15 protein-coding genes are annotated in these 15,520 nt (G+C 43.4%); 3 read left to right on the top strand and 12 right to left on the bottom strand.

Annotated elements, in window-relative coordinates:
* Positions 1-190: 190 nt before the first annotated feature.
* The 3 genes from QOL74_RS09260 to QOL74_RS09250 are packed head-to-tail and all read right to left on the bottom strand — an operon-like array spanning position 191 to position 3,415.
* Positions 191-1,402 (bottom strand): ABC transporter permease, encoded by a 1,212-nt coding sequence (locus tag QOL74_RS09260; protein ID WP_283409187.1) that lies wholly within the window; start codon positions 1,400-1,402, stop codon positions 191-193.
* Positions 1,402-2,085 (bottom strand): ABC transporter ATP-binding protein, encoded by a 684-nt coding sequence (locus QOL74_RS09255; protein WP_430383868.1) that lies wholly within the window; start codon positions 2,083-2,085, stop codon positions 1,402-1,404. The genes QOL74_RS09260 and QOL74_RS09255 overlap by 1 nt, the downstream gene beginning before the upstream one ends.
* A gap of 1 nt (position 2,086) precedes the next feature.
* The gene (locus QOL74_RS09250; RefSeq protein ID WP_283409185.1) at positions 2,087-3,415 is read right to left on the bottom strand and encodes an efflux RND transporter periplasmic adaptor subunit; all 1,329 of its coding nucleotides are present in this window, start codon (positions 3,413-3,415) and stop codon (positions 2,087-2,089) included.
* A gap of 142 nt (positions 3,416-3,557) precedes the next feature.
* Here QOL74_RS09250 and QOL74_RS09245 point away from each other — a divergent pair, with 142 nt between their 5' ends.
* Positions 3,558-3,701: a hypothetical protein gene (locus QOL74_RS09245; RefSeq protein WP_283409184.1), complete on the top strand. Its 144-nt coding sequence runs from the start codon at positions 3,558-3,560 to the stop codon at positions 3,699-3,701.
* A 648-nt stretch (positions 3,702-4,349) separates the two neighbouring features.
* On the opposite strand, the gene QOL74_RS09240 is transcribed toward QOL74_RS09245, so the two are convergent.
* The 9 genes from QOL74_RS09240 to QOL74_RS09200 form a co-directional block, all read right to left on the bottom strand.
* Entirely contained in the window at positions 4,350-6,449 is a 2,100-nt protein-coding gene (locus QOL74_RS09240; protein WP_283409183.1) for a DUF6449 domain-containing protein, read from the bottom strand.
* Positions 6,421-7,398, bottom strand: coding sequence for an ABC transporter ATP-binding protein (locus QOL74_RS09235; protein ID WP_346771738.1), 978 nt, complete (start codon positions 7,396-7,398; stop codon positions 6,421-6,423). The genes QOL74_RS09240 and QOL74_RS09235 overlap by 29 nt, the downstream gene beginning before the upstream one ends.
* Positions 7,391-7,780, bottom strand: coding sequence for a GntR family transcriptional regulator (locus tag QOL74_RS09230; RefSeq protein ID WP_283409182.1), 390 nt, complete (start codon positions 7,778-7,780; stop codon positions 7,391-7,393). Before QOL74_RS09230 ends, QOL74_RS09235 begins: the two co-directional genes overlap by 8 nt.
* A gap of 52 nt (positions 7,781-7,832) precedes the next feature.
* Positions 7,833-8,600, bottom strand: coding sequence for a D-alanyl-D-alanine carboxypeptidase family protein (locus QOL74_RS09225; protein WP_283409181.1), 768 nt, complete (start codon positions 8,598-8,600; stop codon positions 7,833-7,835).
* A gap of 4 nt (positions 8,601-8,604) precedes the next feature.
* Entirely contained in the window at positions 8,605-9,654 is a 1,050-nt protein-coding gene (vanG, locus tag QOL74_RS09220; protein WP_283409180.1) for a D-alanine--D-serine ligase VanG, read from the bottom strand.
* 13 nt (positions 9,655-9,667) lie between these two features.
* A complete protein-coding gene (gene vanW, locus QOL74_RS09215; RefSeq protein WP_283409179.1) occupies positions 9,668-10,486 on the bottom strand; it encodes a glycopeptide resistance accessory protein VanW in 819 nt (272 codons plus the stop codon).
* Positions 10,487-10,687: 201 nt separating this feature from the next.
* The gene (locus tag QOL74_RS09210) at positions 10,688-11,812 is read right to left on the bottom strand and encodes a sensor histidine kinase (protein WP_283409178.1); all 1,125 of its coding nucleotides are present in this window, start codon (positions 11,810-11,812) and stop codon (positions 10,688-10,690) included.
* Positions 11,802-12,500: a VanR-ABDEGLN family response regulator transcription factor gene (vanR, locus tag QOL74_RS09205; RefSeq protein ID WP_283409177.1), complete on the bottom strand. Its 699-nt coding sequence runs from the start codon at positions 12,498-12,500 to the stop codon at positions 11,802-11,804. Before vanR ends, QOL74_RS09210 begins: the two co-directional genes overlap by 11 nt.
* A 54-nt stretch (positions 12,501-12,554) precedes the next feature.
* The gene (locus QOL74_RS09200; protein WP_283409176.1) at positions 12,555-13,565 is read right to left on the bottom strand and encodes a D-alanyl-D-alanine carboxypeptidase family protein; all 1,011 of its coding nucleotides are present in this window, start codon (positions 13,563-13,565) and stop codon (positions 12,555-12,557) included.
* A 255-nt stretch (positions 13,566-13,820) separates the two neighbouring features.
* Between QOL74_RS09200 and QOL74_RS09195 the strand changes: the two genes are divergently transcribed.
* Positions 13,821-14,252 (top strand): DUF1579 family protein, encoded by a 432-nt coding sequence (locus tag QOL74_RS09195; protein WP_283409175.1) that lies wholly within the window; start codon positions 13,821-13,823, stop codon positions 14,250-14,252.
* Positions 14,253-14,330: 78 nt separating this feature from the next.
* The gene (locus QOL74_RS09190; RefSeq protein WP_283409174.1) at positions 14,331-15,437 is read left to right on the top strand and encodes an MATE family efflux transporter; all 1,107 of its coding nucleotides are present in this window, start codon (positions 14,331-14,333) and stop codon (positions 15,435-15,437) included.
* Positions 15,438-15,520 lie beyond the last annotated feature (83 nt).

Below are 15,520 nucleotides of genomic sequence, written 5' to 3'. Positions count from 1 at the left end.
CAATTGAAGTGTAAATATGACGTTAAATCTTTGAGAACCTGGCAAAGGAGCATTCTGACAGCAGCAACATGCGGTAAATGGATCGAAGTACCTGGTAACGGATGGATCCGGGTCGGATCGCAGATGAAAAAAAAAGAAGATAGCATTTTTTACTATCTTCTAGATACACAAAGCCTTTTTTGCACCTGTCTTACTCGTATCTAAGTGCATCGATAGGGTCAGCCTTTGCTGCTTTCCTTGCAGGGTAAAGTCCGAAAAAAATGCCTACCATGGCAGAAAAAACAACAGCGGTTAAAACCACCTGGGGCTTAACAATGGCAGTTATTCCAAAGGCCATGCTGCCTATTGCGACAACACTTGTTCCAAGTATCGTACCTACCATTCCTCCTGCCGCTGAAATGATGGCAGATTCCACCAGAAACTGAAGAAGAATATCCTCCATTCTTGCTCCAAGTGCTTTTCTAATACCAATTTCCCTCGTTCTTTCGGTAACGGAAACAAGCATAATATTCATAATTCCGATGCCTCCAACCACAAGGGAAATCGCTGCAATGGCTCCTACGACAAGGGAAAGTGTGCTCATCATACCATCAATGGATTTCATTTCTTCCTCGGCAGTATAGTATCTTATATTTTCAGGCTTTATTCCTTTTGACCTGCTCACATAGTTGATAAACTTTGCTTTAAATTCCTCAACACTTATCTCTTTTGAAGAACTTATCTCAATGCTCCAAAACCAGCCATCTTTTTCTGTTATCACTGTTTCAGGAACATAGGTTACGGCTCTTGTTTGACTGCCACCCAAGAGCTTTTTAAGAGCCGAATCATTGTTTTGATAAATTCCCGTAACAGTAAACTCCAACAGATTCTCGTTAACCTGAATTCTCAACATTTTACCTAAAGCATTTTTTGTTCCGAAGATTTCCTCGGCTGTTGTATCTTCGATAATGATATAGGGCCTTGAATTTTTAATATCGTTATTGGAGAACATCTTCCCGTGCATCATGTTCAACTGCTTGTACACCTCGGGGTTTTCTGCCAATCCTTCAAGGGTTGCATCCTTAATCACTTTCCCGTTTTGAATTTTTCCAGAAGCTCGGGCTCCCGTACTTATATATGCCACCTGATCTCCAAAAGCCTCTTTTATATTCTCTATATCCTCATAAGTGTAGGTCTCGTTGGAACTATAATAGTCGCTTTCAGACATAATATAGCTATAGGCCAGCGTTGTACCGATATTTTCAAATTCATCAGCAATAACGCTTCTCATTGTATCCCCTAGTGAAACGATTGAAATAACAGAGCTTATTCCTATAATCATTCCAAGCATTGTCAGAAAGGAGCGCATTTTATTGACTCTGATAGAAGAAAAGGCCAGGCTTATATTTTCTAAAATAAGCATTATTCAGCCTCCCTCCTTCTGTCCTCAATCATTTGCCCGTCACGAAACCTTATAATTCTTTTGGTGTATTCGGCTATGCTATCCTCGTGGGTAACAACGATGACAGTTGCTCCCTCCTTGTTAAGCTCTGTAAAAATATTCATAATTTCCTCAGAAGAAGAAGTATCCAAATTGCCCGTGGGTTCGTCAGCTAAAATGATTGCCGGCTTATTGGCAAGCGCCCTTGCAATGGCTATCCTTTGCTTCTGACCTCCTGAAATTTCGTTGGGCATATGATGAAGTCTTTCTCCCAAGCCTACCTTTTCCAGCAGTTCTATGGCTCTTTCCCGCCTTTCCTTCTTCCCTATCTTTGCATATATCATTGGCAGCTCAACGTTTTTAAGGGAAGATGTTCGGGGAATCAGGTTAAATGATTGGAAAACAAAGCCTATTTTTTTGTTTCTTATGGAAGAAAGCTCACTGCTTTCCATTTCAGAAATCGTCATGCCATCCAGCTGGTAAAGTCCCTTTGTGGGCCTGTCAAGACAGCCGATAATATTCATAAGTGTTGATTTTCCAGAGCCTGATTGACCCATGATGGCAACAAAATCTCCTTTTTCTATTGAAAGGCTCACATTTCGTAATGCATGAACCTGAACAGCGCCTGTATCATATACTTTGCTGAGATCTTCAATTCTTATCATGCTACTCATTCACAATCACGCTCATTCCATCTGTCATAGAGACATGAGGGTTCATCACAACCTTATCTCCCTCTTTAAGTTCGTCGCATATGACCTGAACCTCCAACACATCCTCCACTCCCAGCGACACATTTAATTTTTGAATGGTTCTGTCTTCTTGAAGAACAAAAATGCTGTATGTATCGTCCCCATTATCTATCAGTGCCTCAAAGGGAATAACCAATACATTTTGAGCAACAGCCGTTTCAACCTTGGCAGAAGCGTTAATTCCGGCAATAAGTCCCTTTGTGTCGCCAGTCACATCAATTTGAACAGGAATTATTCTCTCGTTTGACCCCTGTTTTTGCTCTCCTGTAGGACTGATCCGTGAAACAATGCCGTCAACTTCATCACCATTTAAAATATCTGCGCTTATTTTAACCTGTTGGCCTATTTCCATCTTCCCTATATCATATTCACTTACATTTGCCACCATTTTAAGGGTGTCGATATTTTCAATGACAAACATCGGATTTTTATCGTCTATCTCGTCAGCAAAACGACCCACCTTTGCATTAACCCTGGTGATGGTTCCTTGTATAGAACTTTTAACCTTGCAGTCCTCCAGCTCTTTTTGTTTTCTTTCAAGTTCTTTCTTGGCTATTTCTATACTTTTTGCCTCTGAAGCATTGTTCAAATATTCTGTTGCATTCCTTATCTCTGCTAACTGTGCGTCAGTGGCCTGGACCTTGCCGTCGATCACATGAAAGGCGTCGACCTTTCTTTTAGCCTCATTAAGCGCATTTTCCCTGTCCGTAAGATCCCACTTGGTTGCCCCTCCTGAATCGTATAATACCGCTGTGCTTTCGTATCTGTTTTTAGCTATGCCATACATTTCCAATGCAGACTCGTAGCTCCTTTGGCTACCTTCCAGCTCTTCCTTAAGCCTTTGCTCTGCCAAGGTCGCCGAAGTGTCCTTGCTGCTTTTTCCTTCCGTATTCCGAATCTGCAACAATTCAACATTGTCCTTAAGTTTTTCTATTTCCTCTTCAAGATGGCTTGCATCAAGTACAGCAAGCACCCGATCTTTTTCCACTTTGTCTCCTTCCTTAACATCAATGGAAAGTATTTCATAGTGAAGCCTTGACACCACTTCGACACTCTCGGTTCCTTCAAGCGGTGCCCTAAGCGTTAAAGTAGACTTTATGTCTTTTCTGACAACATCGGAAACACTTATAGCTACCCCACTGTTAGCAGCGGAGTTAAGCTTAGCATTTACACTTCCTCCCCCTAACACAAGAGCAACAGCTACCATTCCTATGATAATCTTTTTTTTTCTGGAAAATTTCATGTTAATCCCCCTTATAAATGACCGGTTCATTAATTGAAACTTCATTATACATTGCAATTCTTTAATGGGTATTCTTTCGCAAAAGATCCACCAGTGTGATGAATTAGAGCCACATTGAGCATGAAACAGAGCCAGTCTGTTCATGACCAGAGCATCAGGGTATATTGGCGAGATGACCTTGGCAGATGCCATTCTGGACAGTATTGTATATGACTCCCATACCATTTTCATTGATGGTCAGGTTTCCATGCTGGAATGGATGGGGATCGACAAGAAAAAGGTCTAAAACCATGGGCTTTTAAGGGCGCGATGTAGGTGAAGTGGTTGATCAGGTTACTGTGTCCGCGAAAGGACTTTCAGCTAAATCGAATGGCTGCAAAAGGCGGGCAACGGCCCAAAGGGCGGGGCCTCTATGCGAGCCGGGTGCCTTGTAAAGGCAAAGCAAAGTGCGCTTTGCCGGCACCCTCTCGCATTTGGCCATTTGAAAGTGGCTCCAAGCATCACCAGGGTGGCTCTTATTCATGCGCAAGGTGGCTCAAAAACATCGGATTGATGGCTCTTTTTAATCGCTGTAAGCATTTAAAAAAACGAACGACATTCTTAATAATTCTTTAAGAATCAACCGATATTCTGACATGCGTCAATTTCACATTACCAAAAACCTTGAAAAATGAGCCCCTTTTTTCATAAGCAAAAGGGGTTCACCCCACTCTGTCGAAGTATATAAGTGCGAACCAACACACTTCACAGAGAAAGGAATGAACCCTCATTGTATATATTCGACAAGAAACCCTATTCTCATTCGAAGAAATGGAAACATTTTCTCCGCCGACAAAACTGGAACTGATTCTTTCACAGATTGACCTGAGTGATGTCATGTCTAAGCTTCATCAAAAAGCGAAATATGCAATTCACTCACTTAGTATGATGTCCTTTAAAGAGCAGCATTCCGAACAAACTCCGGCAGGAAGGTTTCATCAAAGGTGCCCATGAACACCTGGCGGCCTGAGTGGTCGAAAAAGGCTACCATGTAGACGGGGTAGGCGTGGCGATTCATCCATGAAGTGGAATAAAGCGCCAGGCTTTCTTCAATGGATTCTGCATCTTCGACGATCAGGCTTTGCTGCAGGTTCAGGTTCCAGGTGCGGTCGATGGGTTCCATTTCCGTCTCATTCATCACCCGCTGCACCGCCACCTGGTGAATGTCATCTGCTGTGACGGTGGCTTTCTGGTAATAGCCTTTTTCTTTCAGCCAGGCTTCCACTTTTTGAAAGGCAGGCAGACGGTGCACGTTCATTTCAGCGTTGCCATAGCCATACTCGGTGGTGGCGTAAGCAGGTATTGGCTGGGTGGTGACGGTTTCAACGGTTTGAGCGGCATTTGCCTTCACATGAAATCGGATATCACCTTTGGGAGGCCAGGCTTCCAGCTCTTCATAGCTGGCTGCCATGATTTCTTCCTGTACCAGGTGCAGCAGCTCTGCCATTTCATCCGGGTCCTGGATATAGGCCACTTTCTGCAACTCATGGGATTCCAGCATAATTTGGTTCAGATCACCGGGAGAAAGGGCCAGCACCGGGTAGTTGAAGCGTTTGTCTTCTTCTGATTCTTTCAGGGCTGTCAGGTAAACTTGATAGTTCTCTTCATTCACTGCAAACTGGCGGGCCAGTACTTTGCCATTGTGCAGCTGATAAAACAGGGTCATGTTGCGATAGTCGTTGCTGCGGGTGCCTTGGCGAGGTTCATTGGCCAGGATGTCGGCATGAATGCGCCGCACCTGCTCCTGATTTTCAGGGCTTTGATAGAGTCCTTCTGTCTGACCACTGCCATAGTAGAAAAAGTAAGGGAAGTTGCCGGCGTAGGCTCCCTGAATCTGGTCAAGTTCAGGAATGCGCTTTTCAAAACCGGTGATGTCGAAGTGAATCCCCGCCAGCATCAGGGCCACCAGCCCCAGGTAAAGGCCATATTGCCGGTAATGGTGCCGGCTGAAAATCCGCAGGCTTTTGGTGAGTACCGCCCGGGCAATGGTGTAGCCAATGAGGGAGAAGACACCATAAACCACCAACAGCCAGGGCATTTCACTGTTAATCATGTAGGCGTACAGCCCTCCCACCAGCATGGTGCAGAAAGTGATGCCAAAAAGAAACAGATGATTCAGTCCCTGAAACACAATGGTTTGCCGGTTTCGTTCCATGCGCCGGTGTTGGTACAGCCAGTGAGCTGCCAGGGTCATCAACAGAATGAACACGCCATAGCCGGCCACTTCATTCCATGTCAGGGGTTCATAAACCATCGCCACCAGACGCACCAGCGGTGAAAACTGAGAAATGCGTTCCAGACCGAAGTTGGTGGCATTAAAGCCCCATACCAGCGCTTCCAGATTATAGGCCACCAGCAGCATGAGTCCGGCGGGAAGAAACAGCAGGATATAGGTGAAGATTCCCTGTGCCAGCACCACGCCGGTGAACATGCCCACCACTACAGTACTCAGGTAAAAGGCAGTGTTCATCATCAACGTGGAGACCAGCCAGGTACCGATCTCTTGAAGGGTAATATAGTTTCCCATGACCGTTGTTTGTTGCAGCACCAGGCTGAATAACCCGTTGATCAACACCGGCAGGGTAATCATGGTCCAGCCGGCAGTCAAATAGGTCCAGTAATAGGTATTGCGGCTCACCGGCAGACTGTGGTGAAAATCAGATGCCGTGGCGTTCTGAAGGTACTGAAATACCAGCAGTGCAGTAAAAAATGGTAGCATCATGATCAAAAAAATTTGAAAGGGTTCACTGTCGAAATTGAACATCCGTTCAAAAGTGCGTACGTAATAATCAACTTCATTGATATCCGGCAGGGTCATCATGACCCGTAGGGGCACCAGTAAAAACAGAGCCATAAAATAGGCGCCGCCGATCCAGGCGAAGCGCTTCAGGGTGTGGCGAAAGATGCCGGCATGAACGGGACCGGATGATACTGTACCGGTTTGCACCGGGGTTGATTGTGTCGCTTTAGGCGAAGATAATGTTGTCGACAGCATAGCCATGATCCCCCATTTCATAGATAAAGATTTCTTCCAGGGTGAGGGGCAGCATATCCAGAATCACCGGATGATGAGGCTGAAAAGCTTCCAGCAGTGTCTGCCGGCTTCCCCGGGCGATGATCAGGTTCACGCTTCCCCGGTTTTCATGATGCAGCAGGTTTAAGTTCTCAAACACCTGGGCTGGCGGTGGGTTTCGAAAAGCCACCTGTATTTTGTGGATATCCTGCTTCAGCTCGTCCACCTCTTTCTCCAGAAGAATGGTCCCCTCATGGAGAATGCCCACGTGATCGCAAAAATCTTCCAGTTCCCTCAGATTGTGTGACGAGATGAGAATGGTCATCTGCCGGTCAGCCACGTCTTGTACCAACAGGTTTTTCACCTTTTGGCGCATCACTGTATCCAGGCCGTCCAGGGGTTCATCCAGAATCATCACCTCAGGCATGGTGGAAAGGGCCAGCCAGCAGGCCACCTGGCGCTGCATGCCCTTTGACAGCTGATGCACTTTCTGGTGGGTTTCCATGTGAAAAAACGGTGCCAATGCTTCGTACCGCTGCTGGTTCCAGTGGGGATACAGCTCTCGGTAATACCGGGCCATGTCGTCGATACTGGCTCCGGGAAAAAAGTAGAGGGCATCGGGAACAAAGATCATCCGCTGCTTCAGGGAAATGTTGTCAAAAATCGGTGCGCCATCGACGGTGACTTTTCCGCCGTCTTCCCGGTAGATGCCTGCCAGGGTTTTCAGCAAGGTGGTTTTGCCGGCACCGTTGGAACCCAGCAGGCCGTAAACCGATCCTCTTTTTACCTGAAGATCCAGGGATTTCAGTGCCTGATAGTTATCAAAGTATTTGTCGAGGGCCGCTACCTGAATCATCACCGGTGGAGTGGTCTCCTCTTCCTGATGGGTGGTGCTAACTGCTGTTGCTGTCTTTATGTGTTGTTCAGTCATTTTGCTGCTCCCCTCCTGTCTGTTCAGCCGCCTGATGCACCAGGTGCATCAGCTTTTCCTTTGTCATGCCCAGGTACATGGCCTCTGCCAGAAGCCGTGCAATTTCTTCCTGAATTTTGGCCAGCTTTTCCCGGTGCATGGTGATGTCAATGGGTGCCACAAAATTTCCCCTGCCTTTCACGGTGTAAATGAACCCCTCCCGCTCCAGTTCCCGGTAGGCTTTCTGAATGGTGTTGGGGTTAATGGTCAACTGCTGGGCCAACGCCCTCACAGAAGGCAGCTGGTCGTCGGTGCGCCAGACTTCAGTGATGATGAGTTCTTTGATTTTTTCGATGAGCTGCTCGTAAATAGGCTGGCGACTGCGTAAATCCAGTTGTAACATGGCTTCACCTCTTTGGATGCCGATGAGTTCGGCAGGAATTTTTTTCTTTCCCTTAGGCGGAACAGCTGTGTAACGTGACAATAAAGCCGTCATGGTTGTTTCCAGATACTTCACATTGATCATCATCTCCGATACACAGCGTCTGTACAGCAGCAGTTGCTTTAATAAAAAACAGTTTGATCTCCTTGTTTTCACACTCATACCGGTAGCTATTATCCGCTGATGTATAGTTTTTTATAAAATCATGATATTCTTCAAGCGCAAAATCCTTTTGCACCATTATAACGCTATGCGGGTATCCAACGTAGCGGAAATGCCATGGTTCTTTTGAAATTCCTGTGATGGATTCTTTTCCCTCTTGATACCTTTCGATGAATCCCATCTTTTTTGCAACTGCTCTGAATCTATTAAAAACACCATGGTATGGGAAATCAGGACATATAAAATCTATCTTCTTCTTGTTTTCTCCCAAGTCAATTGCCAGCCCGCTCTGATGTTCACTTGCATCTGGTTTAGCTACAAACTTTCGCGTGAAGTCAATCCCATGATCATTGACGGCGTTTCTATATAAGTGTGTTTGCTGCTGTTTTGACCGAAAAGCACTAACCGGAACGATTTTTTCCTGAGCATTTATTTCGTCCAAAGTATGTTGAAGGGCTTTGGCTGCGTCTCTATTGATTAAGTGATTTCTATCTTTATCACTGACAGCCACCAGCTTCGCGACTGTTTCTCCCTCATTCATTTTAACCAAATGCTCTTTATTGATTAATACTAAATTCCCTCTGTAAACATCTTCTTTTTTTAGAATTATTGTCTTCATTTTCTTATCTCTGCATTCCCAGCTCAATTAACTTATCCAAAATGCACTTATACTCCATTCCTGCATGAAGCAACATGTTTGGAAATCGGCTCCCTGTCGTAAAGCCGGGAAGCGTATTCACTTCATTAAATACGATTCTGTTTTTTTCGGCTATAAACAAATCCACCCTTGCCAGACCCCTGCATCCTAATGCCTGATAGATGCCTTTTGCCGCTGTCTTAATTCTCTCACAGAGTTCATGATCGATTCTTGCAGGCAGGTGAATTTTCGAGTTTTTTAGCGTGTATTTTTCAGTGAAGTCAAAAAATCCGCCAGGAATCTCAATCTCATCCACCGTCCCGACAATTAGATCATCGTTGCCTAAAATTGCACATCCAACCTCAAAACCATGAATCATTTCTTCCAACACAACTTTTTCATCAAATTTCAACGCTTCTTTTATTCCCTGAAACAGTTGAAGTCTGTTTTCTGCTTTTGTCATTCCTATGGAAGAACCTTCCTGTGCGGGTTTGACATAAACAGGATAGTTCACCGCTTTCGCAAAACCATCTATTTCTTCTTCGGGAGTTTGGTGGTTAATCGCCAAACTCTTTGGAACGTTAAAGCCTTCGTATTCAACAATTTTATGTGTGTAGTCCTTGTCTATGCAAATCGAACTCGTCGTTACATTGCAGCCCACATACGGAATTCCTGCTATCTCAAACAGCCCCTGCAAGGTGCCATCTTCTCCGTTTTTACCATGAAGAACAGGAAAAGCCACATCTATTTTTGTATGCGTTAGCATTCCATTTTCCACCTCAATGAGGTTTTCATTCCCTTTACCTGGTGAAATCATGACCTCTTTACAATGGTCATCCAAAAACCATGTATTGTTCCTGATGTTATCTATGTTCCCCTCATATCTGAGCCATCGGCCTTCACGCGTGATTCCTATTTTTATCACATCATATTTCTCTTTATCCAAGTTCTCAATAACGGCACTTGCCGATTTTAATGATACCTCATACTCTGAAGATTCTCCTCCAAAGATGACTGCCACCGTCTTTTTGTCCATTGACGCTCCCTCCCTATTCAATCATTTCTATCTCAGATTCTATGTCGTATTTAATTTCATATTTATTATCTAAAACCAGCTCTCTTGAAACCATATTTTTCTTTGAAAAGTGATACCCTTCTTTATATATTTGATTGTATCGGTATATTTTTTGATTTTCTCTGGTATATTTCAAGTTTTCACTTTTGACAGTATAGATCACCTCTTGAAGCTGATTGCTGAACACCGTTCCATAGATAAACTCATCATCAAACTCGATGGCCAGCTGAAAGGTTTCCTGCGTTTCATTTTTCACCTTTAAATCCTTCCACCCTTCTGCTATTGTTGCATCAACGCCTTCAGGAATATCTCCCTTTGGTTGAGGTATTGTTTCGGCTGAATGGGGATGTCGTTCCACTATTGTAAGTGGTGTATGAATGAATAGCCAGAACAGCAAATTACTCATTTGACAAAGCCCCCCACCTTTCAGAGGCACTATTTGGTTATTCACCATCACCAGCCCTTCCTTATATTTCTCAGCGCTTTCAGCGTTTTTTGCCAGCATCCAAAAGGAAAAGGTTTCATTGGGCGCTATGATTATTTTATTCATGGTGTTTGCAACCAGCTTGAGATTATCAATTTTGTTGATTTGATACCGAATGTCATACCCGCTGTCTGAATTAATCAGTTTTGATTTTGCCGAAAAAACAGTGTGTTCCAGAAGATCTGCCGAAATTTTTCTTGCGTATTTGTTAAAATCCATTTTCATTTGAGTATAAAAGAACATTTTTCTTTGAACCTTTCTTATCGGTAAAAGAAACGGAAACCTCTCTGTTATTCTTTTCTTATGCATGGCGGGCTCCTTATTCGCAAATTGGCTTCTTTACAATGGATTTCAGCCGTCCAATTTGCCAGACAGTTGAGTGCATTGTGTGCATTATGTGTGTTAATTCATGTAGTACACTATGAGTATATTTAATCCCCGCACTTTTGTCAAGAAATTATTTAAAGAAAATGTTTTAAGGGATCTTTACTATAATGTGTACTATTGGACTTATACTGGGATCTTTACAGTAAAGATAGTATGATCCAGATTGCTTTCCGCTGTTATCGTTCCATTATGGGCCGTAATGATCTCTTTAGCAATCGCCAGCCCCAATCCAGCCCCGCCAGTGTTTGTTGAGCGGGCAGAATCCAGACGATAAAACTTATCAAAGATAGTATCTAAATTTGGGGCAGGAATCGGCTCACCCTGATTGATAAAAGCAACAGTGATATTTTCTCCATCGTTTGTCGCAGAAATATCAATGACACTGCTTTCATAACTGTAAACAATTGCGTTTTTTAAAATATTGTTGAAAACACGAGCAAGTTTGTCTGCATCTCCCACCAGATTAAGCTCATCAGGGACATCAATGGCTACCTGTTTGCCTTGAGGTTCAAGCATCGGATAAAACTCGTCCGCTAACTGCTGCAGCATAAAAGCAAGTTTTATTTTGCCTTTATTTAAAACAATGGATTGCAGATTGAACCTTGTTATTTCAAAAAACTCGTTAATCAATTCTTCCAATCGATAGGCTTTCTCCAAAGATATCGAAACATACTTCGATTTTTGCTCTACCGGCATCTCTGGCACTTCATCTAAAAGACTCAAATACCCGATGACTGAAGCAAGTGGTGTTTTTAAATCATGTGCTAAATAAGTAATTAAATCATTCTTTCTCTGCATTTCTGTTTGTACAAGCTGCTGTTGCCTTTGAGTAATTGATTTAAGCTTGATAAGCTGTGTTTCTATTTCAGAATATTTTGCTGGTAGTGTTATACTATCGCTGTTTGAATTCATGATGGACACCATTGTGTTTTTAATAAAGGTAATCTCTTTTTTGCTTCTGTAACGTTCATAAAAATATGCCGATGCACACATACACGTGGTTAAAATAATAAGCACTACCAAAAAAGTATTTATGAAAAATTGCTTAACCTCAAACCAGCTCCTAAACAATATTCCTACCATTCCACGACTTGGGTATTCAGGTTCAAGTACAAATATATTTAGAAACCATTCTTTAACTACTCCATTAAATACTTGGTCAACCAGCCATATAACACCTAAAAAAAATAAAACACTTGTAATGATGATAAGTCCAAATTCTAACATCTTTTTCCCATTATTTTTCAATTTTATAACCTACCCCCCACACGGTTTTGATATATTTGGGATGCTCCGCAGAATCATGCATCTTTTCCCTTAGATGTCGAATGTGTACCATTACCGTATTATTGTTGTTGCTGAAATATTTGTCACCCCATACCTCTTGGAATAACTCTTCTGAACTTACGACCCGCCCTCGTTTGGAAGCTAATACCCACAAGATAGAAAATTCTGTAGGTGTTAAAGCCAGGCGCTTTTCATTTAGTATACATTCATGGGTATCCTTGTTTAATACCAAACCCGAGAACTCAATTATCTTATCTTCATGTAATGATTTTCCAGAATTATATTTGGTAAACCTTCGCAACTGTGCCTTGACGCGTGCTACAAGTTCTAGCGGTTGAAAGGGTTTTGTCATGTAGTCGTCTGCACCCAACGTCAGTCCGGTAATTTTATCGATTTCTTCTCCCTTCGCCGTCAGCATGATGACAGGAAAATTGTAGTTTCCCCTTATTTTTTGACACAGAGTAAACCCATCAATATCCGGTAACATAACATCCAATATTGCGATATCCAGTTGCTCTGACCTAACACACTCCAAAGCATCCTTCCCATTGTAAAACTTATGCACATTGAAACCTTCATTTTTTAGATATACTTCAATCAAGTCCGCGATTGTCTGTTCATCGTCTACGACTAAAACGTTGATACCCATATGTCTTATCATCCTCTTCATCATTATAAAAGCACATCTCTATTATACCGAATTTTAGATACTATCATACACCATGAATGCATCCACGATATGATACTGTTCGGTATACGGATTGCCTCCTGCACCTACAGTAATCAAGATATATTCAGTACCATTCTTCTCAGCCAAACTAGCCAAACAAAGTCCGGCTTTATCAGTATAACCTGTTTTACCTCCGATAATTCTCCCACCATCAAATTCATAAGTATCAATTCTTTTTGATAAAGTACTGTAAAAAGTGATTCCCCCTGAATGTAGATTGGTGCTGGCAGTAGTATGACGCTCAGAGGTGAAAATCTGACGAAAAGTACCATTCTTCAGAGCATACTCCAGTAACATAGCAACATCTTTTACTGTTGTATATTGATGATCGTCATGAAGACCAGTTACATTTGTAAAGTGTGTTCCATTCATCCCAATTTCTTTTGCTTTCTTGTTCATCAGTATTGCAAGTTCTTTTTCTGAACCAGCAATTCCAATAGCCAGTCCGATAGACGCATCTGCACCTGAAGGCAGCATTGTTCCATATAACAGATCAATCGCTGAGACTTCCTCTCCCGGTAAAAATCCAACCATTGATGCATTAGCCGCATATAAGTCAGAAAAAATTTTCTTTGGAAGGATTATCGGTTCTTTAAGATCAGAAATGTTCTCAATTGCTGTTATTGCAGTCATGATTTTCGTAAGTGAAGCTGGATAGATTCTTTCCTCACTTCTATTTTCAGAAACGATTCTTTGATCCGCCAGACGCACCAGTATTGAATAGGGACTATGCAGTTCTCCCTTTAATAAACTCAGGTTAATCTCTTCCTGTTCAACGAGCGGCAGAATATTTTGCTCATCAGAATCTGATAATTGAGCGCTTATTTTCTCATATGACCTTTCCATACCCATACCAAATGGTATAAGGCGACTGATGCTTTTATAAGCCCCAGTCATCAAAAACAGTATAATAATAATAATAATAATTGAAATACAAATCCTAAAGTAATTAATCTTTCTCTTTTTTCTTCTTTTTCTACACATAAAATCAACTCCCTATCATGAGTTAACCACAAAAGAAGGAGTTGAGTTTTAAATTATACTTATCAAAATCTTAAGAATTCCTTATGGCAGGCAAAATGACTATATCCTTCATTGACAACATGAAGGCTTCAGTTAAAACTGAGCGCTCCCTCTATCGATGGGTATATGTTAAAATGTACAAGTGAGAACCATCATTCTTCGTGAGATAACAAGGGATTCACCAATGTACATCAAACTGAATGGAGGAATGAGTATATGAAACCACAATGGCTGTCTAAATTTGCAGGTACGAAGTGGTCTGGCAATGGTGAGTTATGGCTGGACCCGGAAGGCAATGATAGCACGAAATATCAATGTGAACTAACCATAGAGAATCATGCCATTTATTATTCCTGGTTTTATGAGAACGAACGTAAAGAAGGGCATTTTACCTTCAATGAAAATGGAGCGATCTGGTACGACAGCTGGCATCAGACAGTAGCAGTGCAATGCACTAATGTACCAGAGGCATGGGGTATCTTCACGGTTAATCATGCCTATGAGGTGCCTGACAATCCTGACTGGGGTTGGCGAAATAAGCTTTCCCAGCGACCAGACGGCTCTCTTGTTCTTCAGATGACGAACATTACTGCCTGGGGTGAAGAAGGTCGGGCAGTTAGAATGGTGTTTACCCGTGAAGACGCCTGATCCTCAAAAAATATGCAATAAAAGCCTCTCCAAGGGTAATGGAAAGGCTTACTGACTGACACCGAGGAGGACCTGCAAATGAAAGAAATGTTTCAAGACAAAGTGTTTTTCAAATCCCTTTTCGTCCTGGGCATCCCTGTGGCGATTCAGCATATGATTTCCTCCTCACTTAACATGGTGGACGTGGTGATGATTGGCCAGATTAACGAAGTCAGCATCACAGCTGTCGGGTTGGCCAACCAGTTGTTTTTTGTCCTCATATTACTGCTTTTCGGCATCAACAGCGGCGGTGCCATTTTCACTGCCCAGTTTTGGGGCCGGAAGGACAGGGTGAGCGTTCACCGTGCGACAGGCGTCTGCCTGGTATTCAGCCTGGGCGGGGGTGCACTGTTCAACCTGTTGGCCTGGGTTATGCCCGAATTCATCATCACCCTTTTTTCGAAGGATCCCCAGGTGGTAAGGCTGGGGGCTTCATACCTGCGCATTGTGGGTTTCAGCTACCTCTTTACAGCTGTCAGTATTTGCCTGGCCACAGCTGCCCGCTCGGTGGGAGACGCTAAAATGCCCATGCGGGCCAGTGCTATTTCGTTGGGTCTCAATACCGGCTTAAATGCGGTGCTTATCTTCGGTCTCTTTGGCTTTCCTGCCCTTGGTGTGCAGGGAGCAGCCATCGCCACCGTGATTGCCCGACTACTGGAAATGGTGATCATCCTTATCGCCATTCAATCCACAGAACATCCCCTGAAAGCCACTGCCAGAGAATACTTGAGTTTTACCAAGGCCTTTACTCGCCGAGTGGTGGTAAAATCGCTGCCGGTGGTGGCCAACGAATTTTTCTGGGCGCTGGGCATGACCCTTTACGTTGCAGCATATTCCCATTTAGGCACTGAAGCCTATGCTGCTTACCAAATTGCACAGACGATTGAAAGGTTGTTTTTTGTGGCCGCCATGGGCATCGGCAGTGCAGCGGCTGTCATGATCGGTAACCTTCTGGGAGAAAACCGTCGGGATGACGCCATCCGTTATTCCCGCTACTTTAACGTGCTCACCGCCATCACCGGCTTGGCCCTGGCTGTCATTTTAATCGTTACAGCACCGCGGGTGGTTCGTTTCTTCAATGTGCCCACTGAGGTGCAGCAAAATGCGGTTTATGTGATGTGGGTCATTGGCGTGTGCCTATGCTAATCTGATAGTGAGCCAAAAACATACTTTGTGCTGATGAAAAAGTGAGCCACTCCTCAAAATCACCAGATTCCTTGTGCTGATGA

It is taken from the genome of Anoxynatronum buryatiense, assembly GCF_900182905.1.
GTDB classification, from domain to species: domain Bacteria; phylum Bacillota; class Clostridia; order Peptostreptococcales; family Tindalliaceae; genus Anoxynatronum; species Anoxynatronum buryatiense.
The sequence above is the reverse complement of the archived record's forward strand: the minus strand, read 5'-3'. Positions and strand labels throughout refer to the sequence as shown.